The organism is Pseudomonas sp. TUM25319, from assembly GCF_056388475.1.
This window is the reverse complement of record NZ_CM150751.1, coordinates 3,054,864-3,079,064: the sequence shown is the minus strand read 5'-3', so window position 1 is coordinate 3,079,064 and position 24,201 is coordinate 3,054,864. Positions and strand designations below refer to the sequence as shown.

At 64.8% G+C, this 24,201-nt stretch carries 20 protein-coding genes; 15 read left to right on the top strand and 5 right to left on the bottom strand.

The window, feature by feature from the left end; genetic code table 11:
- Positions 1-366 precede the first annotated feature (366 nt).
- Positions 367-1,866: a tail fiber protein gene (locus AC05QJ_RS14430; RefSeq protein WP_476747494.1), complete on the top strand. Its 1,500-nt coding sequence runs from the start codon at positions 367-369 to the stop codon at positions 1,864-1,866.
- 82 nt (positions 1,867-1,948) lie between these two features.
- Here AC05QJ_RS14430 and AC05QJ_RS14425 read toward each other — a convergent pair whose 3' ends face one another.
- The gene (locus AC05QJ_RS14425; RefSeq protein WP_476747493.1) at positions 1,949-2,725 is read right to left on the bottom strand and encodes an IclR family transcriptional regulator; all 777 of its coding nucleotides are present in this window, start codon (positions 2,723-2,725) and stop codon (positions 1,949-1,951) included.
- A 345-nt stretch (positions 2,726-3,070) separates the two neighbouring features.
- On the opposite strand from AC05QJ_RS14425, the gene AC05QJ_RS14420 reads away from it, so the two are divergent.
- The 8 genes from AC05QJ_RS14420 (at position 3,071) to AC05QJ_RS14385 (ending at position 12,892) form a co-directional block, all read left to right on the top strand.
- A complete protein-coding gene (locus tag AC05QJ_RS14420) occupies positions 3,071-4,441 on the top strand; it encodes an aminotransferase (protein ID WP_476747492.1) in 1,371 nt (456 codons plus the stop codon).
- Entirely contained in the window at positions 4,438-5,592 is a 1,155-nt protein-coding gene (locus AC05QJ_RS14415; RefSeq protein ID WP_476747491.1) for an ABC transporter ATP-binding protein, read from the top strand. The genes AC05QJ_RS14420 and AC05QJ_RS14415 overlap by 4 nt, the downstream gene beginning before the upstream one ends.
- Before the next feature lie 79 nt (positions 5,593-5,671).
- Positions 5,672-6,721 (top strand): ABC transporter substrate-binding protein, encoded by a 1,050-nt coding sequence (locus AC05QJ_RS14410; protein ID WP_476747490.1) that lies wholly within the window; start codon positions 5,672-5,674, stop codon positions 6,719-6,721.
- 19 nt (positions 6,722-6,740) lie between these two features.
- On the top strand, positions 6,741-7,958 hold the full coding sequence (locus tag AC05QJ_RS14405) for an ABC transporter permease (protein WP_476747489.1): 1,218 nt from the start codon (positions 6,741-6,743) through the stop codon (positions 7,956-7,958).
- Positions 7,958-8,755 carry an ABC transporter permease gene (locus AC05QJ_RS14400; RefSeq protein WP_476747945.1) on the top strand — a complete coding sequence of 266 codons (798 nt, stop codon included), beginning with the start codon at positions 7,958-7,960 and terminating at the stop codon, positions 8,753-8,755. Before AC05QJ_RS14405 ends, AC05QJ_RS14400 begins: the two co-directional genes overlap by 1 nt.
- A 314-nt stretch (positions 8,756-9,069) precedes the next feature.
- The gene (locus tag AC05QJ_RS14395) at positions 9,070-10,401 is read left to right on the top strand and encodes an MFS transporter (RefSeq protein ID WP_476747488.1); all 1,332 of its coding nucleotides are present in this window, start codon (positions 9,070-9,072) and stop codon (positions 10,399-10,401) included.
- 25 nt (positions 10,402-10,426) lie between these two features.
- Positions 10,427-11,563: a class II histone deacetylase gene (locus tag AC05QJ_RS14390; protein ID WP_476747487.1), complete on the top strand. Its 1,137-nt coding sequence runs from the start codon at positions 10,427-10,429 to the stop codon at positions 11,561-11,563.
- 108 nt (positions 11,564-11,671) lie between these two features.
- Positions 11,672-12,892, top strand: a complete 1,221-nt coding sequence (locus tag AC05QJ_RS14385) for an OprD family porin (RefSeq protein WP_476747486.1) — start codon at positions 11,672-11,674, stop codon at positions 12,890-12,892.
- A gap of 83 nt (positions 12,893-12,975) precedes the next feature.
- Here the strand turns inward: AC05QJ_RS14385 and AC05QJ_RS14380 are convergent, their stop codons facing one another.
- Complete coding sequence (locus AC05QJ_RS14380; RefSeq protein ID WP_476747485.1) at positions 12,976-14,163, bottom strand: NnrS family protein; 1,188 nt, start codon at positions 14,161-14,163, stop codon at positions 12,976-12,978.
- A gap of 13 nt (positions 14,164-14,176) precedes the next feature.
- Complete coding sequence (locus tag AC05QJ_RS14375) at positions 14,177-14,620, bottom strand: CopD family copper resistance protein (RefSeq protein WP_476747484.1); 444 nt, start codon at positions 14,618-14,620, stop codon at positions 14,177-14,179.
- Between the two features lie 144 nt (positions 14,621-14,764).
- Between AC05QJ_RS14375 and AC05QJ_RS14370 the strand changes: the two genes are divergently transcribed.
- The 4 genes from AC05QJ_RS14370 to AC05QJ_RS14355 all read left to right on the top strand — a co-directional run bounded on the left by AC05QJ_RS14370 (position 14,765) and on the right by AC05QJ_RS14355 (position 18,498).
- On the top strand, positions 14,765-15,376 hold the full coding sequence (locus AC05QJ_RS14370; protein WP_476747483.1) for an NAD(P)H-binding protein: 612 nt from the start codon (positions 14,765-14,767) through the stop codon (positions 15,374-15,376).
- A gap of 3 nt (positions 15,377-15,379) precedes the next feature.
- Complete coding sequence (locus AC05QJ_RS14365) at positions 15,380-15,724, top strand: hypothetical protein (protein WP_476747482.1); 345 nt, start codon at positions 15,380-15,382, stop codon at positions 15,722-15,724.
- Positions 15,725-16,138: 414 nt separating this feature from the next.
- A complete protein-coding gene (locus tag AC05QJ_RS14360; RefSeq protein ID WP_476747481.1) occupies positions 16,139-17,236 on the top strand; it encodes a carboxynorspermidine decarboxylase in 1,098 nt (365 codons plus the stop codon).
- A 26-nt stretch (positions 17,237-17,262) separates the two neighbouring features.
- The gene (locus tag AC05QJ_RS14355; RefSeq protein ID WP_476747480.1) at positions 17,263-18,498 is read left to right on the top strand and encodes a saccharopine dehydrogenase family protein; all 1,236 of its coding nucleotides are present in this window, start codon (positions 17,263-17,265) and stop codon (positions 18,496-18,498) included.
- Positions 18,499-19,003: 505 nt separating this feature from the next.
- On the opposite strand, the gene AC05QJ_RS14350 is transcribed toward AC05QJ_RS14355, so the two are convergent.
- On the bottom strand, positions 19,004-19,504 hold the full coding sequence (locus AC05QJ_RS14350; protein ID WP_476747479.1) for an SRPBCC family protein: 501 nt from the start codon (positions 19,502-19,504) through the stop codon (positions 19,004-19,006).
- 86 nt (positions 19,505-19,590) lie between these two features.
- On the opposite strand from AC05QJ_RS14350, the gene AC05QJ_RS14345 reads away from it, so the two are divergent.
- Together AC05QJ_RS14345 and AC05QJ_RS14340 are read left to right on the top strand one after the other, a co-directional pair.
- A complete protein-coding gene (locus AC05QJ_RS14345; protein WP_476747478.1) occupies positions 19,591-20,529 on the top strand; it encodes a LysR family transcriptional regulator in 939 nt (312 codons plus the stop codon).
- A 63-nt stretch (positions 20,530-20,592) separates the two neighbouring features.
- Entirely contained in the window at positions 20,593-21,756 is a 1,164-nt protein-coding gene (locus tag AC05QJ_RS14340) for a GGDEF domain-containing protein (RefSeq protein WP_476747477.1), read from the top strand.
- A 9-nt stretch (positions 21,757-21,765) separates the two neighbouring features.
- Here AC05QJ_RS14340 and AC05QJ_RS14335 read toward each other — a convergent pair whose 3' ends face one another.
- Positions 21,766-24,174 carry a TonB-dependent siderophore receptor gene (locus AC05QJ_RS14335; RefSeq protein WP_476747476.1) on the bottom strand — a complete coding sequence of 803 codons (2,409 nt, stop codon included), beginning with the start codon at positions 24,172-24,174 and terminating at the stop codon, positions 21,766-21,768.
- Positions 24,175-24,201: the final 27 nt, after the last annotated feature.

Sequence of the window (24,201 nt, the reverse complement as noted above, 5' to 3'; positions counted from 1 at the left end):
TGAAGTGGCGCTCGATTACCTGATTCCAGTGATATTCAAGTGCCACTACGCCATGCCAGACTGATCTCGCTTACTCAGGGCAATGCAGTGACACGCACCGTCGGGATGCCCGATGCGGCCAACACGGCTGCGCGTGTCGAAGTGCAACGAGAGAGTGCTGTTCCGGCCTGAAATGGATCAATCCGGAACACCGCCTCAATCGTTACTGCAACTATGCCCGGCATTACGTTCGATCGAATTTCGGATCTGGAAAGATCAACTTTCAGAAGTTGGCTATTGACCCAGCGCGTCCGCTCGAACCTGAAACTTCGGGTGGTTCGCTTTGACGTAACGGGCGGCCAGTGCCGTCCTCAAGAGGAGCAACATATGAGTAACCAGGGACTTTCCGTGCCGGTCGGCACCGTTCCTCCATATGCCGGCAAGCTGGACAACGCTCAACTCGCCGAACTGGGCTGGTCGATATGTGATGGCAGCGAGTTATCGACCTCATCATATCCCGAACTGTTCGCGGCGCTCGGTACTTGCAACGGCGGCAATGGCAACAGCTACTTCAATATCCCGGACTACCAGGGCTATTTCCTGCGCGGCGTCGACCCGGCCGGCACGGTCGACAAGAACGCGGCCAACCGCACAGCACCCCTCAGCGGTGCCGCTACAGGGGCGCGTGTCGGCAGTGTGCAGTCCTTTGCCACGGCCACCCCGAACACGCCGTTCAATGCCCTGGTGCCCCACGTCCCCACCGATGACCACGATGCCTACAGCGGGACGAACGCGGACATGCTCGAACCCGGTGGCGCCGAGACCTTTTCGTCCAACGGGGGTGGCGACGCCGAAACGAGGCCGGTCAACGCTTACGTCAATTTCATTATCAAGCTGGTCGACACTGCCGCGCTGCCGACCGGCGCTGTCGTGGCCTTCGCCGGCACGGATGGCTCGGGCAGCCCGAACCTGGCGGCCTTCGCCTCATGTAACGGCAAGTACTATTTCAATGCCATGTTCCCGGACCTGTTCGAGGCTATCGGAATAACCCACGGCGGCAGCAACATCGGCTACTGCGTGCCTGACTATCGGGGGCGCTTCCTGCGAGGCGTGGACAACGGAGCCGGGCGCGACCCCGAAGCACAGTCGCGAACGGCGATGGCCACGGGCGGCGCAACAGGAAACGCCGTGGGATCGATCCAGGACTGGGCGACTGCAGCCCCCGTCAACCCGTTCACGATCACCGTCAACCTAGGCAACTCGGAAAAAACTTCGGATCACTGCGCGGGGCACGATAACGCCGAGTGGAACCAGAACAGCACCCCTGTGTCGTTCACCGCCAGTGGTGGCGACCCGGAGTCACGCCCGGTGAACATCGCCGTCGATTACTACGTACTGGGCACTGCCGACAAAAACGACGGAGACATATTCCCTATCGGCGCGGTCATCGGGTTCCCGGGAAATGTCCCTCCGTCAGGCCTGCAGTGGCTTCTGTGTGACGGAGCCAGCGTCCAGAGCGCTCTGTATCCCGAACTCGCAATGGCCATCACCGACGGCATGAACGAGTCCTTCAACATTCCTGATTACCGGGGTTATTTCCTCAGGGGCGCCGATCACGGTGCCAACCGCGACCCGGTTGGCGCGGCGCGCGCCGTAGGCTCATTGCAAGGCTATGCCACGGGACGCCCCAAAACCGGCGACATCACCGGCCCCATCGACCACATGCCGACGGACGATGCGGATAACGCCGCGGCCATCTGGTGCAGCAGCGTGGCGGAATGGGATGGTGCCCAGGCGCCTGTAGTAGGCGGCGGGGATGTCGAAACGCGGCCGATCAACGCCAACATCCTGTTCTACATCAAATACGCGCCGACGCCAGCAGCCTGACCCTTCGCTGAACCTGGCCCCGGACCGTGGCAGACGTTTGTCGCGGTCCGGGGCTCCCTCCCCGGCGCATCTGGCATGCGGATCAGAACTCGCCCTTGAAACCCATGTTCCATGAGGTCCGCAGCGCCGCCTTCTTCAGCGCCCGCACCTGCTCCGGATCGACCTCGCGCCTGATGTCCTGCACGGTCGCCACCAGCGCCAGGGTGCCAATCAGCTCGCCGTTGATGCCCATGATCGGCGCGGCGATGGCCGAGATGCCCTGGGTCTCTTCCTCGATCGCCGCCGCCCAGCCCTGTTCGCGGGCCTGCTCCACTTGCTGCGCCAGTTGCCGTGGGTCGGTGAGGGTGAACGGCGTCACTGCCGGTAACGGCGCGCCCAGTTGCTCGACCTTCAAGTGCCGGGCGAACGCCAGCGCCACCTTGCCCTGGGCATTGCAGTGCAGTTGCAGTTCGGTGCCGTGGCGCACGCCGATTTCAAGGGTGGACTTGCCCAGCTGGGTTTCCACCACCATCAGGCGACGGCCCTGCAGCACTGAAAGCACCACCGACAGCCCCAGCTCGTCGCGCAGATCACGAATGGCATCGGCCGAAGCGCTCAGTACATCCACCCCGCTCGCCGCCACCCGCCCCAGCACATAGGCCTGGATGCCCAGGCGGTAGCGCGAGTTCTGCGGGTTCTGGCTCAGATAGCCGCGATCGACCAGGGTTTTCAGGTGGCGGAACACCGAGCCCTTGGTCGTGCCCAGTTGCACCGCCAGCTCGCTGACACCGATTTCATCATCGGCACCGGCCACCCGTTCGAGCACATCCAGTGCCAGTTGCACCGATCTGACGCCACCTTGTCTTGCTTCTTCGCTCATCGAAGGTCCTTGCTGTGGTTCATGGGGAAGAGAGTAGCCGGAAGCGGTGCTCAGATAAAGCCTCTGTTCGCACAGGCGAAACAGATGTTTTCCATGGACTGTTTTTTGCAGTTTGGTTCCTGAAGGGTTTCTGGTGATTTTTCACCAGCCAGTCAGGTGCACGCCAGCACATTCTCAAGCGCCTGAAGATCAAGCGTCCAGCCACGCTGGAAGCATGTCCCCATCAACAATAGAGAAACACTGTTCCTTTCTGCGAAACACAAAACATTTGACGACCCGTGAAAATGGTCGTAGAAATAGAACCGTGTAACGCATACGCATACAGCACAACGAGAGGAAGACGTCATGATTGCTCGCGGTTCGGATCTGGCCCAACGAGATATCGCCCACCATCTCCACCCCCAGACCAACCTTCGCCTGCACGAACAGGTAGGCCCGCTGGTGATGGAGCGCGGTGAGGGGATCTATGTGTTCGACGAGCACGGCCAGCGCTTCATCGAGGGGATGTCGGGCCTGTGGTGCGCCACCCTGGGCTTCAGTCAGCCGCGCCTGGCGCAGGCCGGTTACGAGCAACTGCTCAAGCTGCCCTACCAGCAGACCTTCGCCCACCGCAGCCACGGCCCGGCCGCCGACCTGGCCCAGGCGCTGATCGCCCGCGCCCCCGCCGGGCTGGACAAGGTGGTGTTCCAGAGTTCCGGCTCCGAAGCGGTGGACACCGCCATCAAGTTCGTCCGCTATTACCACAACGCCATCGGCAAGCCCGGCAAGCACCGCCTGATCGCCCGCCAGCGCAGCTACCACGGCACCACCCTGGCTGCCGCCAGCCTTACCGGCCTGCCCAACATGCACAACGGTTGGGGCGAGCCACTGGCCGACGTGATCCACGTGCGCTGCCCGCACCTGTATCGTCAGGGCCTGCCGGGCGAAAGCGAGGAGGCCTTCGCTACCCGCCTCGCCGAAGAACTGGAACAGACCATCCTCGACGCCGGCCCCGACACCATCGGTGCCTTCTTCGCAGAGCCGGTGATGGGTACCGGTGGCGTGATCCTGCCGCCGGCCGGCTACTTCGCCAAAGTCCAGGCGGTGCTGCGCAAGTACGACATCCTGCTGGTGGCCGACGAAGTGATCTGTGGTTTCGGTCGCACGGGGCACTACTGGGGCTGCCAGGCCATGGGCATCGAGCCGGACATGCTGACCTGCGCCAAGGGGCTGTCCGCCGCCTTCCAGCCGATTTCCGCACTGTTGATCAGCGACCGCCTCTACCAGGTGATCGCCGACCAGAGCCAGGCCCTCGGCGGGCTCGGCCACGGCTACACCTACGGCGGCCATCCGGTGACGGCGGCGGTAGCGCTGGAAACCCTGCGCCTGTACGACGAACTGGACATCGTCGCCCAGGTGCGCGAAGTCGCCCCCGCCTTCCAGGCCGGCATCCAGGCCCTGGCCAGTCACCCGCTGGTGGGCGACGCCCGTGGCATCGGGCTGATGGCGGCGCTGGAGTTCGTTGCCGACAAGGACACCCGCCAACCCTTCGCCCCCGAACTGAAGATCGCCCAGCAGGTCAGCAACGTGCTGCAGCGCAACGGCATTCTCCTGCGCGCCCTGGGTGACACCCTGGTCATGGCTCCGCCGCTGATCATCGATGCCGACCAGATCCAGACTATTCTCAAAGCGTTGAGCGAGGCGCTGGACGAAGTGCTGGCAGGTATCCGTCCATGAACCTCCAGACCCTTCGTCCACTGCCAGAGGCCGATATGCCTCCGCCCGCCATCGTTGACCCGAACCCGTCCAACGCCCCGGTGCTGGTGCGTTTCGAGCAGGTCCACAAGACCTACGACGAACGTTCCTGGGTGGTCAACGACCTGCACCTGGATATCCGCCAGGGCGAGTTCCTGTCGCTGCTGGGCCCCAGCGGCTCGGGCAAGACCACCACGCTGATGATGCTGGCCGGCTTCGATGCCCCGGACCGCGGCCGCATCCTCATGGACGGCAACGACATCAGCAAACTGCCCGCCTACAAACGCGACATGGGCGTGGTGTTCCAGAGCTACGCGCTGTTCCCGCACATGAGCGTGGCGCAGAACGTCGCCTTCCCGCTGAACCTGCGCAAGGTCCCGGCCGCCGAAGCCCGTGCCCGGGTCGAGGAAGCCCTGGCCCTGGCACGCCTGGACGGCTTCGCCGATCGCCGGCCCGGCCAGTTGTCCGGCGGCCAGCAACAACGGGTGGCACTGGCCCGGGCGCTGGTGTACCGGCCGCGGGTGCTGCTGATGGACGAACCGCTGGGCGCACTGGACAAGGCGTTGCGCGAGCACATGCAACTGGAACTGAAGGCCATCCATAAACAGTTGGGCATCACCTTCGTCTATGTCACCCACGACCAGGACGAAGCCATGACCCTGTCCGACCGGGTGGCCGTGTTCAACGAAGGCAAGATCGCCCAGATCGATCGCCCGCAGGTGCTCTACAGCCGCCCGGCAACGCGCTTCGTCGCCAACTTCCTCGGCGAGACCAATCTGCTGGAGGGCACCGTCGTTTCCCGCGCTGCCGGCACGGCACTGGTGCGCCTGGATGAAAGCGGCACCCTGCACGAAGCGGCCTGCACCGACGACACGCTGGCCATCGGCGAGGCCGCTGCGCTGGCGATCCGCCCGGAAAACCTGCACCTGGCGACAACGGCGGACGCTTCAGTCAACGCCTGCGTGATCGACAGCATCTTCCATGGTGCCCACTGCAAATTGCGCCTGCGCATGCCCCGCGGCACCGAGCTGGCGATGACCTACAACCCCGGCAGCCTCGGACGCGCGGCGCCCCTGCCCGGCGAGACGGTCGCGCTGGCATTGCCGGCGGCACACACCCTGATTCTGCGCTGATCGAACACCACAACAACAAGCGCCCCGAGTTTCTCTGAACTGCCAACGAACAATCATTCCAAAGGCTTGGAGTCACATCATGAATACACCCCGTAGCGTCCGCGGTTTTACCCTGGCCCTGTGCGGCCTCGCCCTGCTCGCCGGCACCGCCCAGGCCCGCGACCTGACTGTCGCCTCCTGGGGCGGCGCCTATCAGGACGTACAGCGCAAGATCTTCTTCCAGCCCTATAGCCAGGCCAGCGGCAACAAGGTAGTGGAGGACAGCTGGGAGGGCGGTATCGGCCTGTTGCGCACCCGCGCCGAGGGCGCCGACAGCGGCTGGGACCTGGTTCAGGTAGAAGCCGAGGACCTGCAACTGGGCTGCGGTGAAGGGCTGTTCGTGCCACTGGACTACAAGCGCATCGGCGGCAAGGACAACTACATTCCCAGCGCGGTGAGCGAATGCGGCGTGGGCAACGCCGTCTACAACTTCGTTCTCGGCTACGACACCAGCAAGGTCGCCCGCGCCCCGACCGGCTGGGCAGATTTCTTCGACACCAAGACCTTGCCCGGCAAGCGCGCCCTGCGCCAGGGCCCCAAAGGCAATCTGGAAATCGCCCTGATGGCCGACGGCGTGGCACCCGCCGATGTGTACAAGACCCTCAACACCCCCGGCGGCGTGGAGCGCGCCTTCAAGAAGCTCGACAGCATCAAGGGCCAGTTGCTGTTCTGGAAGGCCGGCGGCCAGCCCATGCAACTGCTGGCGTCCGGTGAAGTGGCCATGACCACCTCCTACAACGGCCGGGTGACCAATGCCATCCGCCAGGACCACAAGCCCTTCGGCCTGGTCTGGAACCAGTCGCTGCAGACCATGGACAGCTGGGTGATCCTCGCCAACTCGCCGAATGTCGATCAGGCCTACGGCCTGCTGGACGTGATGGGCAAGGGCGAACACCAGAAAGCCTGGCCGGCGCTGCAGCCTACCGGTATCACCTCGGTGCAGGGCATTGCCGACACCGACCCCGCCGCACTGGCCGACTCGCCAAGCGCACCGCAGAACGCCGCCAACGTGCTGGTGCTGAACGACGGCTTCTGGGTCGACCGCATCGACGAACTGAACGCCAAGTGGACCGCCTGGGCGGCCCGCTGATCCCGAGCGAGGACTGGACATGAGTGCAATCGCCCTCGACACCCCGCACGCCGTGGTCGCGCGCAAGGACCGCGCCGCCCTGTGGCGGGCTTACGGGCTGCTGGCGCCGCTGGTGGTGTTCCTGCTGCTGACCTTTGTCGGCCCGATCGGCACGCTGCTGTGGCGCGCCGTGGCCGATACCGAACTGCCCCAGGCCCTGCCGGCCACCGCCCAGGCGGTCGCCGCCTGGGACGGCACCTCGGCGCCGGACGAGCGTCTGTTCGGGCCGCTGGTCGACGACCTGCGCAGCGTCAGCCCGCGCGACCTGGCCGCCGCCGCCCGGCGCCTGGCCTATGAAGCACCAGCCTTGCGCCCGCTGCTGATGACCGCCAAGCGCGAGGCCGGGCGCCTCGACGGCAGCGCCGCCTCCCTCGGCGCGCTGGACCCGCGCTGGCTGGACAACGCCACCTGGCAGACCTTCAAGCGCGCCGCCGGCCCCGTGGGCAGCTACCACCTGCTGTCGGCCCTGGATGTGAAGTACGACTACCAGCAGGGGCTCGTGGCCAAGGATGAAGCGGGCCTGTACCGCTCGATCCTCGGCCGCACCTTCGGCATCGCCGCGATGACCACCCTGCTTTGCGTATTGCTGGCATTTCCGCTGTGCGTATTTCTCGACCGACGCACGCCGCGCACCCGCAACATCCTGCTGCTGATGATCCTGCTGCCGTTCTGGACCTCGATCCTGGTGCGCACCACCGCCTGGATGGTGCTGCTGCAGGACGAAGGCATGGTCAACGCCCTGCTGCTGCGCCTGGGCCTGATCGACAGCCCCGTGCACCTGCTCTACAACCGCTTCGGCGTGATCCTCGCGCTGGTGCATGTGATGCTGCCGTTCATGGTGTTCCCGCTGCTGGCGGCCATGGCCGGCTGCAACCGCTTGCTGGTGCAGGCGGCCTACTCCATGGGGGCGCGGCCGTTGCGGGTGTTCTTCCAGGTCTACCTGCCGCAGGTGCTGCCGGGGCTGGCAGCGGGGGCGCTGATGGTGTTCATCGTCACCCTCGGCTTCTACATCACCCCGGCGCTGCTGGGCGGTCCGGCCGACCAGATGATCAGCTTCTACATCGCCCAGTTCACCACCGGCACCCTCAACTGGGGCCTGGCCTCGGCCCTCGGCCTGGTGCTGCTGGTGGCGACCACCCTGCTCTACCTGATCCAGTCCCACCTGGCCCGTCGCGGCAGCGAAGGAGTGAACCGATGATCCGCAATCCCAATCGCGGGCCGCTGGCCTGGTTCGGCAACCTCGGCCTGTCCCTCGGCGGCTGGCTGGTGCTGGCGTTCCTGCTGCTGCCGATTCTGGTGGTGCTGCCGCTGTCGTTCAGTGACAGCCGCTATATGTCGCTGCCCCTGGGGCAGTTCACCCTGCACTGGTACGAGGCGTTCTTCACCTCGCCGCAGTGGCTGGGTGCGCTGTTCAACAGTTTCGCCATCGCCGTCACCAGCACCGTCCTCGCGGTGGTGCTGGGTGGCCTGGCGGCGCTGGGGCTGCGACACCCGTCGATGCCCGGCAAACGGCTGATCGAGGTGCTGCTGATCGCGCCAATGATCGTGCCGGCGGTGATCGTCGGGGTGGGCATGTACTTCGTGTTCTCCAGCGCCGGCCTCACCCGCACCTTCCCCGGCCTGGTCCTGGCCCACACCACCCTGGCGGTGCCCTTCGTGGTGGTCAACGTCGGTTCGGCGCTGGGCGGATTGAACCAGCGCCTGTTGTGGGCCGCGGCGAGCATGGGCGCAACGCCCTGGATGACCCTGCGCAAGGTGACCTTGCCGCTGATCTCGCCAGGGCTGATTTCCGGCGGGTTGTTCGCCTTCGCCACCTCGCTGGACGAGGTGGTGGTCACCCTGTTCCTCGCCGGCCCTGACCAGCGCACTTTGCCGCGGGAGATGTTCACCACCGCCCGCGAAGCCTTGAGCCCGGTGCTGCTGTCGGCGGCGACGATCATGGTGGTGTTCGCCTCGCTGTTGCTGCTGTTGTCGCGGTCGCTGACCAGGCGCTGAACCCTTCGCTCGTCAGAAGCACCCGCAGCGTTGGCGCCGCGCTGCCGCGCAGAGTACTGGTCACTGTGGGAGCAAGCTCCCACAGGTCCGGCCACATCGAATCGTGATGCTTTGCTCCACGAAAGCGGGTGCCAAAAAATGAAGAGGCACGCCTTGACAGCGCTTCCCTCACCTCACTAGCATCGACCAACCAAAGAAACAGTGTTTCTATAAAAAGAACAAAGAAACACCCGACCGCTCCACCGCTCACTGCCAACAACACGCGCATCCTCTCCACTGACGGAGCGGCTGCCCCATAACTCCAGAGAGCCACAATGAACCTCATTTCCCGCTCGACCTTCAGCAACGATGCCGATTGCGTGCTCTACAACCGCATCGCCTGGCGCATCCTGCCGTTCCTCTTCGTGCTCTACGTGGTCGCCTTCCTCGACCGGGTCAACGTCGGCTTCGCCAAGCTGCAGATGGCCGCCGACATCGGCCTCAGCGACATGGCCTTCGGCTTCGGCGCCGGGGTGTTCTTCATCGGTTACTGCCTGTTCGAGATCCCCAGCAACATGATGCTGCAGAAGGTCGGCGCACGGCTGTGGATCACCCGCATCATGGTGGTCTGGGGCCTGATCTCCACCTCGATGATGTTCGTCTCCAGCCCCACGTCGTTCTACATCCTGCGCTTTCTGCTCGGGGTGGCCGAGGCCGGGTTCTACCCTGGCGTGGTGCTCTACCTGACCTACTGGCTGCCGTCCTACGCCCAGTCCCAGGGCCTTGCCTGCCTGAGCCTGGGCGTGGGTATCGCCGGCGTGCTGGGCGGGCCGCTGTCGGGCTGGATCATGCAGACCTTCGCCGGCATGGCCGGGCTGGCCGGCTGGCAATGGCTGTTTCTGCTGGAAGGCCTGCCGGCGGTGTTCCTCGGCATCGCCGTGTTCTTCTACCTCGACGACCGTCCTGGCAAGGCCCACTGGCTGACGCCGCAACAGAACGCCAAGGTGGTCGCCGACCTCGAGCGCCAGCGCCAGAGCCACGAGCAGGCCGGCGCCACCCACACCTTCGCCAGCGCCTTCCGTCATCGCGGGGTGTGGAGCCTGGTGTTCGTCAACTTCGCCCTGCTCTGCGGCACCTACGGTGTGTCGTTCTGGCTGCCGCAGATCAATCGCAGCCTGGGCGAGCAATCGCTGCTGCAGACCGGGCTGATCTCCGCCCTGCCCTTCGCCGTGGCCTCGGTGTGCATGCTGATCGTCGGCAAGCATTCGGACCGCACCCGCGAACGTCGCTGGCATGCGTCGCTGTCGATCCTCGCCGCCTGTCTCGGCCTGGTGCTCAGTGCCGCGCTGCATGACTCACCCTTCCTCTGCCTGTTCAGCCTGTGCATTGCCATGGCCGGCAGCCTGTCGGCGTTCAACGTGCTGTGGGCGATCCCCGGCACCCTGCTGACCGGCAGTGCCACCGCCGCCGGTATCGCCCTGATGACCACCGTCGGCAACCTCGGCGGCTACGCCAGTCCGTTCATGATGGGCTGGGTCAAGCAGGCCAGCGGCCACCTGGAATACGGCCTGTACATCCTCGCCGCGCTGACCTTCGTCGCCGCTCTGGTGATGGCGCGGGTTCGTCCCGGCCCCCAGTCCCTGCCCCATGCGCCGCTGGCGTCCTGATTGATTGTCCCGACAAGGAAAGACCATGACCCGCACCCGATTTTTCTACGACGAACACTGCTTCTGGCACAGCGGCGGCCTGTTCGCCCTGACCCTGCCGGTGGGCGGCTGGGTCGAGCCGCCGTCCGGTTCGGCCCACGCCGAATCGCCGGAATCCAAGCGCCGCCTGAAAAACCTGATGGACGTGTCCGGACTGAGCCGCTCGCTGACCCTGCTGGGTGGCGAACCGGCCTCCATGGAACAGATGCTCCGCGTCCACACCGGTGAATACCTGCAGCGCTTCAAGGCCCTGTGCGAACGCGGCGGCGGCCCGCTCGCCCCGAGCGCGCCGGTCGGCCCGGCCACCTACGACATCGCCCGGGTTTCGGCCGGGCTGGTATGCGCGGCGATGCAACAGGTGCTGCAGGGCGATTGCGACAACGCCTATGTGCTGAGCCGTCCACCCGGCCACCATGCCCTGCCGGACCAGGCCATGGGCTTCTGCTACCTGAACAACATCGCCATCGCCATCGAGGACGCCCGCGCGCGCTTCGGCCTGCGCCGCGTCGCCGTGCTGGACTGGGACGTGCACCACGGCAACGGTACCCAGGCGATCTATTACGAGCGCAGCGACGTGCTGACGATCTCGATCCATCAGCAACGCGCCTACCCGCGCGGCTACACCGGCGAGCAGGACACCGGCAGCGGCGAAGGCCGTGGCTACAACCGCAATATCGCCCTGCCGCCGGGCAGCGGCCACGACGCCTACTTGCATGCGATGGAGCGCATCGTCCTCCCCGAGCTCGAGGCCTTTGCGCCGGAACTGATCCTGGTCGCCTGCGGCTACGACGCCAACGGTGTGGATCCGCTGGGACGCATGCTGTTGCACAGCGACAGCTACCGCGAAATGACCCACTTGGTGAAGGACGCCGCCCAACGCCTGTGCCAGGGCAGGCTGGTGCTGGTTCACGAAGGCGGTTACGCCGAGGCCTATGTGCCGTTCTGCGGCCTGGCAACGATCGAGGCCTTGAGCGGCGTGCGCACGGCAGTGGTGGACCCGATGCTGGAGATGATCGTGGCCCAGCAGCCGGACGCCGAGAGCCTGGCATTCCAGAAAAGCCTGATCGACCGCACCGCCGCCCTGTTCACCGAACAAAACCCACCCCGCGAGGTAACTGCCTGACCGTCCGACGCCCCAGCAAAACCCGTCTGCCGTAACCCCTTGACCCCTGAACCGCGCACCCGCTCTCGACAGCCGGGCGGAAGGCGCGCATCTGCATGGAACACAATAATGAAAATGAAAAACCTGTTTGCAGTGGCCTGTGTCATCCCGTTGAGCGCCCAGGCCGCCGAGAGCGGCGGCTTCATCGAAGACGCGCATTTCTCCATCAAGGCGCGCAACTTCTACATGAACCGAAACTTCCTCGATGATCGCACTGCGCAGAACTATTCCGAAGAATGGGCCCAGGGTTTCATCGGCACCTTCGAGTCCGGCTTCACCCAGGGCACGGTCGGATTCGGCGTCGATGCCATCGGCCTGCTGGGGGTCAAGCTGGACACCGGCAACGGCCGCAAGGGTGGCGGCACGCTGCTGCTGGAAGAAGACAGCGACGGCGCCAAGGACAGCTATTCCAAGGGCGGCGCGGCGATCAAGGCGCGCTTCTCGGCCACCGAACTGAAGTACGGCGAACAGATGACCAACCTGCCGGTGCTGGCCATCAGCGACAACCGCCTGCTGCCGGAGACCACCCAGGGCTGGCTGCTGACCAGCAAGGAGATCACCGGCCTGACCGTGCATGCCGGCCACTTCACCGCCCTGCGCAGCCGGGACCAGAGCGAGCATGACAGCGGCCGCCTGACCGCCCTGGACCTGATCGGCGCCGACTATCAGATCAACCGCAACCTCAACGTGCGCGCCTATCACTCGGATGTCGATGACTACTGGCGCAAGTACTACCTCGGCGCCACGGCGGTGATGCCGCTGTCGGAGGGCTATGCCTTCAAGCTCGACTTCAACGGCTACGACACCCGCAGCCAGGGCCAGGCCCGCGGCGGCGACCTGGACAACCGGATCTGGAGCCTGGCAGCGTCGCTGAGTGCCGGCCCCCACGGTTTCCTGATTGCCCACCAGCGGGTCAGCGGACGCGGCAACTACACCTATGGGGTGGATGGCAACAGCACCGTGTTCCTGGCCAACTCGGTGCAATACTCGGACTTCAACTACGAGAACGAGCGCTCCTGGCAGGCGCGCTACGACTTCAACTTCGCCGGCCTGGGCATCCCGGGGCTGACCTTCATGACCCGCTACCTGCGCGGCACCGACTTCCACACCGCGCAGACCGACAACGGCCGCGCCTGGGAGCGGGATATCGACGTGAAGTACGTGGTGCAGTCGGGCAGTGCCAAAGACCTGTCGTTCCGGGTGCGCCAGGCAAGCTTCCGCAGTCCGGACCGGGGGTTGAACTTCAATGAAGTGCGGTTGATTACCGAGTACCCACTGAATCTGTTCTGATCCCTCGCCCCGCAATAATCACCACAGCGTCAGGCGCCGCGTGAGCGGCGCATCGAACAGCGCAGGAGAAGACGGAGCCCGCCCTACCCCGGCTGCCCATCCACCCGCCCGCGCATCAACATCGCCCCATACCCGAGGACGAACAGCGCAAACGCCAGCGCCCAGCACAGCGCTGCCAGCCCCAGGCCGGCATGGGTATTCCACGGCACCAGGAACACCCGCGTCAGCCCGGCCACATTCACCAGGACGAATGCCAGCGCCATGCCCGCCGGCGGCTGCAGCGGCCGGCCGGTATGGCCGAGGCTGACTCGGGCGATCATCGCCAGGATCAACCCGGCCATGGCACCGACCGTCAGGCAATGCACAGCCAGACTCGGATTCAGCGCCACGCCGAAATGCCACAGCCCCATGCCCAGGCACGCCGGCACCAGCCAGGCGTAGGCCAGGTGCAGTGACCACAGCAACGGCACCCGCCACAGCCTGCGGTCCTGCCAGCGCGCCAGGCGAATGCCGTGGCCCAGTGCCAGGCCGGTGAACAGCACACCGATCCCCAACGACGGCAACAGCGCGGGCCCCGTCGCGTACAGCAACGCCACCAGCGCCGAAACGCTCGGCAACAGCCAGTCCAGCCACGGCCAGGGCTTGACCGCTTCGGTGCGGCCCAGGCCGCGCTGGGTGAAGAACGGGATCACCCGTCCGCCGATCAGGCCCATCATCGCCGCCACCAGCCACAGTCCGCCGAACACACCCTGACGCTGCCAGCCGTCGTTGCCGGTGAGCATGCCAGCCAGGGCAATGGCATCCACGCCGCTCAACAGCAGCAACAACGCCACCAGCGGGTAATTGCGCCGTTGCCGCGCCCGCCAAAGGGTGCGGCCCATAAGCCACGCCAGCAGCAACGGAAAGCCCAGTTCCAGCACCACCAACAAGGGCAGCGGCAGATCGGCCAGCCAGGCGATGCGCCCCGCCAGCCACACCAGCACCAGCGCTGCGAGCGGTTTGCCACTTAGCCCGGGCTGGCCGGTCCAGGTCTGCACGGCGGTGAGCAGGAAGCCGCCGACGATCGCCAGGCCAAAGCCGAACAGCAGTTCATGCCGGTGCCACGCCAGCCAGCCGCCCGCCGGTTGCCAGCCAAGTCCGCCATCCAGGGCGATCAGCCACAAGGGCACCGCCACCAGCGCCAGCAGGCTGCCACCGAGGAAGAACGGCCGGAACGCCAGGCGCAGCAACGGTGTGATGGCCAGCGCCTTGTTGCGGTCGATCACTTGCATGGTGCCCTCCGCGCTACCAGTTCAGAAAGAACATGCCCTTGGCCAGCAACACGATCACCAGCAGATGGGTGAAGACGCTGGCGTGAATGAACGTCACCGCTCGCGCTGTCATCCGTCCGCTGCGAAACAGCCAGAGCGCGGTGAGAAAGTGCCCCAGCACGCTGACACCGAGGGTGATCTTCAACGCCAGCAAGGTGCCGAACGACGACTCCCAGGGTGCCTTCAGCAACGGCAGATAACGCTCGCGGACCATCCCGATACCGGCGCCGAACAACACCAGCAGCACCCAGGGCATCACCTGCCGGGCGCGCTGACCGATGGCATGCTCGAGGATCATCATCAGCCGGTCGGGCAGTTGCCGGCGTATTCCGCCGAGAAACAGCACCTCGAAAAATACCGTGCCGATAAACACCAGCGCAGCGAACAGGTGCAGGGTCAGTAACAAGGGATAGGTCATGGGGCCCCGATGGTCAGGCATTGTTGTGCGCGCAAGCCTAACGCCACGCCCGCCCCGCCCCCTTGACGCCAATCAAGCCGTTGGAACTCACCGGTCACGACGCCTTCGATATGTATATCTCTTGCTGCTCGCCAGGAGGCAGCCATGCACAACCTCGAAACCCCGCGGTTGAAACTGGGGGTCTTCCAGCCGCTGGACAGCTTCGGCCAGGCCTTGATCGCCGCCGCGCTGCACCGCCAGCACGAAGTCACTGCGCTGCTCGACGACCTCAACCGGATCACTGCCCGCCCCGGCCTGCGCTGCAAGCTCGGCAGCCTCGATTCGGTGCCGACGGTCAACCGTGCCATCGCCGGACTCGACGTGGTATTCGCCTGCCTTGGCGACGAGCTCAAGGAAGACCTGCCCGTGCAATGTGGCTGCCTGATCGACGGCGCCCTGAGCCTGGGCAGCGTCGGCGTACCGAGGTTGTTCCTGATCGGTCAGTGGCAGTGGCTGGTGGACTCCGACGATGCCGAGGACGAAGCCCTCGGCGCCGGCCTGCGTCGTAGCCTCGACGCCAGCGGACTGGACTGGACGCTGGTGGAAGCGCCAGCGCTGGCGGACGGTCTGCGTGTCGACGACTTCAGCGGTACTGCCGCGGGTGCCAGCCCGGAGGCGCAGCGGGGCCTGGTATTCGCCGAAGCGCTGCTGGATGAAGTCAACCTCGGCCTGCACCGGCATCAGTGCCTGCGCCTGCGCGAGCGACAGGAGGACTGAGCCATGAGCGGCCCTGATGCGTTCAGCCAGACCTTCGGCACCGTGCTGCTGGCCCTGGCCTTCAGCGCCTTCATCCTGTTCGTACGCGGGTATCGGCCGATGGGTGTCAGCGGCCTGTGGTACGACCTGACGCTGGGGTTCATCGCACTGTGGCTGGCGCTGTGGCCTGAAGTCAGCCACTTCGTCGAGCGGCAGGACCTGATCAGCGGCCTTGGCCTGCTGCTGCAGATCATCGCCACTGCCGGCGGCTGCGTCCTCGGCGCCTTGCTGGCGAAGACCCTGAGGCTCTTGCTGCTGGAGCGACGGCGCCCGAAGGGGTTCAATCGCCGGGGCAAGCGCCGCGCCTGAGGAACGGGCACCTGCCAGTGTCAAACGCTGCTTATGATAGTGATTCCTATTTGCGCATTGATCGCAGGATCATTATCCTCCCGTCACCCGCTGGAGCCCCGGCTGGCGGTACGGACTGTCGGTCAGCATGAACTGGAATCGAATCGACCTGTGCTGGGGCCTATTGACCTCCAACAACTGGGGCGGCCTGTACTACGGCGATCCTCGTAACTTCGCGGTCACACTTCGCTATCAGTATTGATTTGCCTGACCGCCAGGATCCGGTGGGAGCGCCCCTTCGCGGATGAATCCGCTCCCGCCAGACCTTCAACCGCCCCCCTTGCCTCAGCTAAATCCGCTCACTGCCCTTTCGATATGTATCGAGTACGGGCACAATGCGGCTCTTTTTTTGGCTGGCCTACCCGGAGCCTCGAAGTGATCAAGACACCGTACTACCTCATCGACAAACAAAAGCTGCTGGGCAACATGGAGAAGATCGCCTACGTGCGCGAGCAATCCGGCGCCAAGGCCCTGCTGGCACTGAAGTGTTTCGCGACCTGGTCGGTGTTCGACCTGATGCAGCAATACATGGACGGCACCACCTCGTCCTCGCTCTACGAACTCAAGCTCGGCCGCCAGAAGTTTGCCGGCGAAACCCATGCCTACAGCGTGGCCTGGGCCGACGACGAGATCGAGGAAATGCTCGATAACTGCGACAAGATCATCTTCAACTCCATCGGTCAGTTGCAGCGTTTCGCCGACGCCTCCAAGGACAAGGTCCGCGGCCTGCGCGTCAACCCGCAGGTGAGCAGTTCCGACTACCTGCTGGCCGACCCGGCCCGTCCATTCAGCCGTCTCGGTGAGTGGGACCCGGTCAAGGTCGAAGGCGTGATCGAGCAGATCTCCGGCTTCATGTTCCACAACAACTGCGAAAACGGCGACTTCGGCCTGTTCGACAACATGCTCGGCACCATCGAGGAACGCTTCGGCCACCTGCTGCACAAGGTCGAATGGGTCAGCCTCGGCGGCGGCATCCACTTCACCGGCGAAGACTACGCGATCGACGCTTTCTGCGAACGCCTCAAGTCGTTCTCCGAAACCTACGGCGTGCAGGTCTACCTGGAGCCGGGCGAAGCGGCCATCACCCAGAGCGCGTCGCTGGAAGTCACCGTGCTCGACACCCTGTTCAACGGCAAGCACCTTGCCGTGGTCGACAGCTCCATCGAAGCGCACATGCTCGACCTGCTGATCTACCGCCTCAACGCCAAGATGGCCCCCAACGACGGTGAACACACCTACATGGTGTGCGGCAAGTCGTGCCTGGCCGGTGACATCTTCGGCGAGTACCCATTCGATCGTCCGCTGGCCATCGGCGATCGGCTGTCGTTCGTCGACGCCGCGGGTTACACCATGGTCAAGAAAAACTGGTTCAACGGCCTGAAAATGCCGTCCATCGTAGTGAAACAACTCGACGGTAGCGTCGAGCTGGTTCGTGAGTTCGGTTTCGAAGACTACCTGTCCAGCCTTTCCTGAGCTGGCAGATAAGGAGAGATAGAGAATTGAAGAAGAACGTTCTTATCATTGGTGCAGGAGGTGTCGCCAAGGTGGTGGCCCACAAGTGCGCGCAGCACAACGACGAGCTCGGTCGTATTGCGATTGCGTCGCGGAACATCTCCAAATGCCAGGCCATCATCGACAGCGTCAAGGCCAAGGGTAGCCTCAAGGTACCCGCCGACATCCAGGCCTTCTCGCTCAATGCACTCGATGTCGAGGCGACCAAGGCACTGATCCGCGAGACCGAATCGCAGATCGTGATCAACGTCGGGTCCGCCTTCCTCAACATGTCGGTGCTGCGTGCCTGCATCGATACCGGCGTGGCCTACCTGGACACCGCCATTCACGAAGAACCGGGCAAGATCTGCGAGACGCCGCCGTGGTACGGCAACTACGAGTGGAAACACCTCGAAGAGTGTCAGCAGAAGAACGTCACCGCCATCCTTGGCGTGGGCTTCGACCCGGGCGTGGTCAACGCCTATGCGGCCCTGGCCAAACAACAGTATTTCGACCGCATTGATTCGATCGACATCCTCGACGTCAATGCCGGCTCCCATGGCAAGTATTTCGCCACCAACTTCGACCCGGAAATCAACTTCCGCGAGTTCACCGGACAGGTGTGGAGCTGGCAGAACAGCCAGTGGACCAGCAACACCATGTTCGAAGTCAAGCGCACCGACGACCTGCCGGTCGTGGGCTCGCAAAACCTGTACCTGACCGGCCACGACGAAGTGCACTCGCTGTCGAAGAACCTCGACGTGCCGAACGTGCGGTTCTGGATGAGCTTCGGCGAGCACTACATCAACGTCTTCACCGTCCTGAAGAACCTGGGCCTGCTCTCCGAGCAGCCGGTGAAAACCGCGGAAGGCCTGGAAGTGGTGCCGTTGAAAGTGGTCAAGGCCGTGCTGCCTGACCCGGCCTCGCTGGCGCCTGGCTACACCGGCAAGACCTGCATCGGTGACCTGGTCAAGGGCACCAAGGATGGCCAGCCGCGCGAAGTCTTCATCTACAACGTGGCCGACCACGAAGAAGCCTACGCCGAGACCGACAGCCAGGGCATCTCCTACACCGCCGGCGTACCGCCGGTTGCCGCGGCCCTGCTGGTCGCCCGTGGCGAGTGGGACGTACAGCGCATGGTCAACGTCGAGGAACTGCCGGCCGAGCCGTTCCTCCACGCCCTCGACGTCATGGGTCTGCCGACCCGCGTCAAGGACGAAAACGGCGATCGCCCCTGGGCTTGATCACCGTTGACTGCTGAACACGAAGGGCGCCATTGAGGCGCCCTTCGTCGTTTTCGGGGTGTCCTGTCTGAGCGATGAGGTCAGCACAAATAATGATGGTATCTGCAATGACGCCATCGTCGGCAAGGCCGACTCCCACAGGTAGCGAGCTCTGCCTTGGACAGTGCGGCGGGCCCAGAACCTTGTGGGAGCTGGCCTTGCCAGCGATGAGGCCATCACAGGCAATGATGGTATCTGCAATGACGCCATCGTCGGCAAGGCCGACTCCCACAGGTAGCGAGCTCTGCCTTGGACAGTGCGGCGGGCCCAGAACCTTGTGGGAGCTGGCCTTGCCAGCAATGAGGCCATCACAGGCAATGATGGTATCTGCAATGACGCCATCGTCGGCAAGGCCGACTCCCACAGGTAGCGCGCTCTGCCTTGGACAGTGCGGCGGGCCCAGAACCTTGTGGGAGCTGGCCTTGCCAGCGATGAGGCCGGCACCGGCAATGATGCAGCAATGGCCTCAGCCCCGTGCCGCCCTGACCAACCCGTCCAGCCAGTCCTGATGCCCGTTGATCATCGGGTTGGGCCGTGCCCGCGCCAGTTCTTCAGCCGGTTTGCCCTTCTGCGTTTCCTGGGTGAGGATCCGCACCCGACCACCCTCCAGGTCTTCGATAAGCCAGGCGTGATGCACATCCAGCCGCGTCTCGCCCTCGCCCGCCCAGCCATGCCAGGCGATACGCCCCGGCTGGCCGTCACGGGGCGGGACGAACTCGGTGCACCGCGCCTCCACCGGAAAGCCGAAGGTCTCGAAGTAGAAGCGCACACCTTCGTCCAGTTCCGGCCCCTTGCCGTCGTAGAAGCGGACATTCGCCGAGTTGGCGTAGTATTCCGGCCAGGCCGTGGCGCGGCTCAGCAGCGGCCACACCCGTGCGGCCGCCAGGCCCGCGACAATGACTTCATTGGACGCGAAGTTTTCGGTAAAGCCCGGCACGAAGCCCTCAGGCCAGATGATCTGGTTCATGTTCAGCACCTCATTTGAATGAATTGCGCAAAAGCATGATCCCCAGGCTGAAATAAGACCAATCGTCATTTAGAATTCAGCACATCATGAAAACTGATATCAGACAGTTGGACTTCAACCTGCTCAAGGCCCTCGATGCGCTACTCGACGAACGCAGTGTCACCCGCGCCGCCGAGCGTCTGTCGCTGACCCAGCCTGCGGTCAGTGGCATGCTCACGCGCCTGCGCGACAGCTTTGGCGACCCGCTGTTCGTCCGCGCCCAGCGCGGCATGGTGCCGACACCGAGGGCGCTGGAACTGGCCGCGCCGGTCAAACGGCTGCTGGCCGATATCGAACACCTGCTGCAGCCCGAGGCATTCGACCCGGCCAGCGCCGCCCTGACCGTCCACCTCGCCGCCACCGACTACGCCCTGCAAGCCGTGGTACTGCCCTTCCTCGCCGTGCTGCGCCAGCAGGCGCCGAACATCCGCATCGCCATCCACCCGGCCAGTGCGCAGGATCTGCTGGAACACCTGGAACGGGGCGACCTGGACCTGGCGCTGGTCACCCCGGACAGCGAGGGGCCCGGTCTGCACAGCACAGCCTTGTTCGACGAAGACTACGTCTGCATGCTGCGCTCCGGCCACCCCAATGCCCATGGCACGACACTGCCCCTGGAGCGGTTCTGTGCCCTCGACCATGTGCTGGTGTCTACCGCTGGCAATCCGTTTCACGGCGTCACCGACGAAGCACTGCGGCAGATCGGCCGGGCGCGACGGGTAACGGTTTCGGTAGGCAGCTTCCTGGCGGTACCGCAGATCCTGCGTGACAGCGACCTGATTGCCGTGGTGCCGCGCCGCCTGGCACTGCACAGCGAGGGACTGGCGATCCTCGAACCGCCCCTGAGGATCCGCGGCTTTCGCAAGGTACTGGCCTGGCACGAACGTACCCGGCATGATCCAGGCCTGAACTGGGTGCGCGCGCTGTTACTGGAGACCTGTCGGCAACGCGACCCGCGACCACCGAACGCACGGGAAGTGCTCTGAAAAAACGTTTCAACCGCTTACAATCGATTCTTTTTTTTGCTCATTTACAAGGCCAGTCCATCCATGGCGCTCGATCCCCCCACCATGTTGATGCTTACCACCGTCCTCGCCGCAGCCGCCGCGCTGTACCTGGCGATCGAATGGGGTAGCGTCCGTGAGTCTTCCCTGCTGTTCTGGAGCGGCGGTTTCGCCACCATCACCGTCGGCTGCGTGCTGTCGCTGATGCGCATCAACGGCTACCTGGTAGTCGGCATCTGGTTCGCCAACGGCCTGCTGATCGTTGCCCACTGGCTGTTTCTGCTGGGCGTGGCGCGGTTCACCGAGACTCGGCTGTCCCGCGCCTGGTACCTGATCTTCGCGTCCTGGGTGGCGATGCTGGCGCTACCGAGCACACCGTCCTGGTCGAGCCTGATGATGTTCATCCAGTCGTCCATGATCGGTCTGCTGGCGTTGCGCGCCAGCTTGCTGCTGCGGCCCCACGGCAAGTCGATCAGCGTCGGTGCGGTGCAACTGCGCTATGTGATGCTGCTGCACGGGCTGTTCTACCTGATCAAGGCCGGCCTGGCCGTGGTGCCGGGCACACTGATCGACCTCGCCTCCTTCCGCGGCGAGATCATCCAGATTTCCCTGGTCGAAGGGGCGATGGCGATCATGCTGATCGCCCTGTCGATGACCGGCAGCGAGCGTTACCGCCGCGAGCAGCGCATCGCCCGCCTGGCCGCCCGCGACCCGCTGACCGCCCTGTACAACCGCCGCGCCCTGGAAGTCCGTGCACCGCGCCTGCTGGACGAGGTCTCCCCGGCACGGCCGGGTGCGCTGCTGCTGATCGACATCGACAATTTCAAACTGGTCAACGACCTCTACGGCCACTCCGCCGGCGACCGCCTGCTGGTGGCGCTGAGCGAGATGATCCGCACCGCCCTGCCCCAGGACGCGCTGGCGGCACGGCTGGGGGGCGACGAATTCGTGATCCTGCTGGGCAACGCCTCCCGCGAGCGCATCGTCGGCCTGGGCAGCGTGCTGCGCGAGCAGTTCCAGACCACCGCCACCAAGACCTTCGAGACGCCGGAAGCGGTGACCCTGAGCATCGGCGCCAACCTGTTCGAACAGCCGCCCGCGAGCCTGGAGGCCCTGATCGAACAGAGCGATGCGGCGCTGTACGAGTCCAAGCGCGGCGGACGGGACAGCATCCGGCTGGTGGACCGGACTGCGGGAAGCCCGGTCTGAGCCGGCGCCTTAGAAGCGGTACCTGGCCGTCAGCATGTAGTTGCGTGGATCGCCGACGAAGTTGCCGCCGGTGGTCGTGATGATGCTGGAGTAATAGTCGCGGTCGAAGAGGTTGTTGGCGTTGACGCTGACCGTGAGGTGGTTGTCGACGTCGTAGCTGGCGAACAGGTCCGTTACCGCGTAGCCGCCCTGCTCGATCCCTTCGCTGGAGTAGATGCCGCTCTGCACATGCAGGCCGCCACCGACTTTCCAGCGGTTCAACGCTCCTGGCAGGCGGTAGCTGGTCGCCAGCTTGAACAGGTTCAGCGGCAGGTTGGTGGCGTAGCGCTTGCCGCTCGAGGTGGTGCCGATCGGCGCGTACTCCGAGGCTTTCAGGTGTTCGGCGTAGTTGTAGGTGTAACCCGCCGACACCTGCCAGTCCGGCAACACTTCGCCGCTCAGCTCCACATCGATCCCACGGCTGCGGACCTCGCCAGACGCCACGTAGCAGCCGTCGGCGCGGTCGCAGGTGACCGGCATCGGCAGGTTCTCCAGGTCGATCTGGAACAGCGCGATGCTGGCGTTGAGGCGGCCGCCGAAGTATTCGCCTTTCAGGCCGACCTCATAATTGCTGCCCTCCTGCGGCTCCAGGAGCCCCCCGGATGGCAGGGCGTAGTTCTGCGGGCTGAAGATCCGTGTCCAGCTGGCATAGGCGGTGTAGGTGTCGTCGAGGTCGTAGGTGAACCCCAGGTACGGCGTGGACTTACGGGTGGCCTTGTAGCCGTCGTTGCCAGTCCAGCTGCCGGAGTGGGTGGTGACCTGGTACGCATACCAGTCCATCCGCCCACCCACTGCCATTTTCAGCGCCTCGGTCAGGCTGAAACGCGCGGTGACGTACGCGCTCTTCTGGTCAATCCGGCCATCGCGCGACCAGGCATCGACGATCTGCGGCCGGGGCACCGACTTGCCGTCGAAAGCCAGTGGATCGAACTCGTACTCGAAGCCCAGCGGCCAGCCGCCGGGGCCGTCGTCGATGTCCTGCTTGCGGTAACTGCCACCGACCACCAGCTCATGCGTGCGACCGAACAGGCTGAACGGCCCGCTCGCATAGCCGTCGAAGCTGCTCTGGGTGTTTTCGTAGTGATAGGCACCGATGCCGAAGCCCATGACCCGCGAGGCCGGATCGGGGCGATAGAGGTAGCTGCCGAGCATGTCCATTTCACTCTTCACCGCGCTGGCCGCCAGACGCGCCGTCCAGTCGTTGGCGAAATGGTGGGTGAGGTCGGCAAAGACCGTGGTGCTTTCCTTGTCCCAGTACGACCAGTCCGGACTCATGCGCCGGGAGCGCGGGATATCGAGGAAGCTGCCGTCGGCGTTGGTCCCCCGGCCGTTCCAGTCGGCACCGGGATTGTTGTCCTGGCTCCAGCTGGCGCCGACGCTGAGGGTGGTGTCCTCGTCCAGGTCCGCCTCCAGTACACCGTAGACCAGGTTGCGCTCGGTCTTGTAGCTGTCGATGAACGAATGCTTGTCCTGGACCGACACCACCCCGCGCCCGCGCAACGTGCCGCTTTCATTCAGCGGCCCGCTGAGGTCCAGTTCGGTGCGGTAGTTGTCCCAACTGCCGGCACCTGCGGTGATCGAGCCCTGGAAGTCGGCGGTGGGCCGCTTGCGGATCAGGTTGATCGAGCCACCCGGCGAGCCAGCCCCCTCCATCAGGCCAGCGGCGCCGCGCACGACCTCCACCCGGTCGTACATCGATAACAGGCCGGTGGACAGGCTGGCTTCCTCGTACTGCACGGGAATGCCATCGATCATCAGGTTACTGAGCTGGAAACCGCGGGAGTTGAAGCGCTCGCGCTCACCGCCCCACTTGGTCAGGGTCAGGCCCGGCGAATACTTCACCGCGTCGCCCAGCGTGGTCATGGCCTGGTCTTCGATGCGCTGGCGGCTGACGACGCTGACCGACTGCGGCGTTTCCCGCGAAGACAGGGCCAGTTTGGTCCCGCTGCTCATGCTGCCGGTGGTGTAGGAGCCGGTGTTCTCGCTGATCGCACCGAGGCCGCTGGCGTTGACACTGGTGGCGCCCAACTCTACCGCACGGCTGTTGCCGGACGCAGGACTGGAGACCAGGTAGCTGCCGTCGCCGGTCTTCTGGACGTTCAGCGCGGTGCCGCGCAGCAGACGCTGCAGCGCCTGCTCCACCGTCAACTCGCCGTTCAGGCCTGGCGAACGCAGACCGTCGGCGCTATCGGTGGCGAACAGGATGCGTGCGCCGGTCTGCCCGGCCAGCGCGTTCAGCGCCTGGTCCAGCGGCTGTGGCGGCAGGCTCAGCGCATGACGGGCTTCCTGGGCATGCAACGCCGACGCCAGGGTGATACCGGCGGCCAGTAGCGAAAGACGGCTCAACCGCGCACGGTGCGAAGCGGGTGTGGTGCTCATGTGACTCCCCAATGACAGCAGTGAAAA

Coding starts and splice junctions, on each gene's coding strand:
- AC05QJ_RS14425 (WP_476747493.1), bottom strand. CDS start 2,725: ATGAGCGAAGAAGCAAGACAAGGTGGCGTCAGATCGGTGCAACTGGCA.
- AC05QJ_RS14370 (WP_476747483.1), top strand. CDS start 14,765: ATGCACAACCTCGAAACCCCGCGGTTGAAACTGGGGGTCTTCCAGCCG.
- AC05QJ_RS14375 (WP_476747484.1), bottom strand. CDS start 14,620: ATGACCTATCCCTTGTTACTGACCCTGCACCTGTTCGCTGCGCTGGTG.
- AC05QJ_RS14335 (WP_476747476.1), bottom strand. CDS start 24,174: ATGAGCACCACACCCGCTTCGCACCGTGCGCGGTTGAGCCGTCTTTCG.
- AC05QJ_RS14415 (WP_476747491.1), top strand. CDS start 4,438: ATGAACCTCCAGACCCTTCGTCCACTGCCAGAGGCCGATATGCCTCCG.
- AC05QJ_RS14350 (WP_476747479.1), bottom strand. CDS start 19,504: ATGAACCAGATCATCTGGCCTGAGGGCTTCGTGCCGGGCTTTACCGAA.
- AC05QJ_RS14340 (WP_476747477.1), top strand. CDS start 20,593: ATGGCGCTCGATCCCCCCACCATGTTGATGCTTACCACCGTCCTCGCC.
- AC05QJ_RS14420 (WP_476747492.1), top strand. CDS start 3,071: ATGATTGCTCGCGGTTCGGATCTGGCCCAACGAGATATCGCCCACCAT.
- AC05QJ_RS14380 (WP_476747485.1), bottom strand. CDS start 14,163: ATGCAAGTGATCGACCGCAACAAGGCGCTGGCCATCACACCGTTGCTG.
- AC05QJ_RS14390 (WP_476747487.1), top strand. CDS start 10,427: ATGACCCGCACCCGATTTTTCTACGACGAACACTGCTTCTGGCACAGC.
- AC05QJ_RS14430 (WP_476747494.1), top strand. CDS start 367: ATGAGTAACCAGGGACTTTCCGTGCCGGTCGGCACCGTTCCTCCATAT.
- AC05QJ_RS14365 (WP_476747482.1), top strand. CDS start 15,380: ATGAGCGGCCCTGATGCGTTCAGCCAGACCTTCGGCACCGTGCTGCTG.
- AC05QJ_RS14345 (WP_476747478.1), top strand. CDS start 19,591: ATGAAAACTGATATCAGACAGTTGGACTTCAACCTGCTCAAGGCCCTC.
- AC05QJ_RS14410 (WP_476747490.1), top strand. CDS start 5,672: ATGAATACACCCCGTAGCGTCCGCGGTTTTACCCTGGCCCTGTGCGGC.
- AC05QJ_RS14395 (WP_476747488.1), top strand. CDS start 9,070: ATGAACCTCATTTCCCGCTCGACCTTCAGCAACGATGCCGATTGCGTG.
- AC05QJ_RS14405 (WP_476747489.1), top strand. CDS start 6,741: ATGAGTGCAATCGCCCTCGACACCCCGCACGCCGTGGTCGCGCGCAAG.
- AC05QJ_RS14385 (WP_476747486.1), top strand. CDS start 11,672: ATGAAAATGAAAAACCTGTTTGCAGTGGCCTGTGTCATCCCGTTGAGC.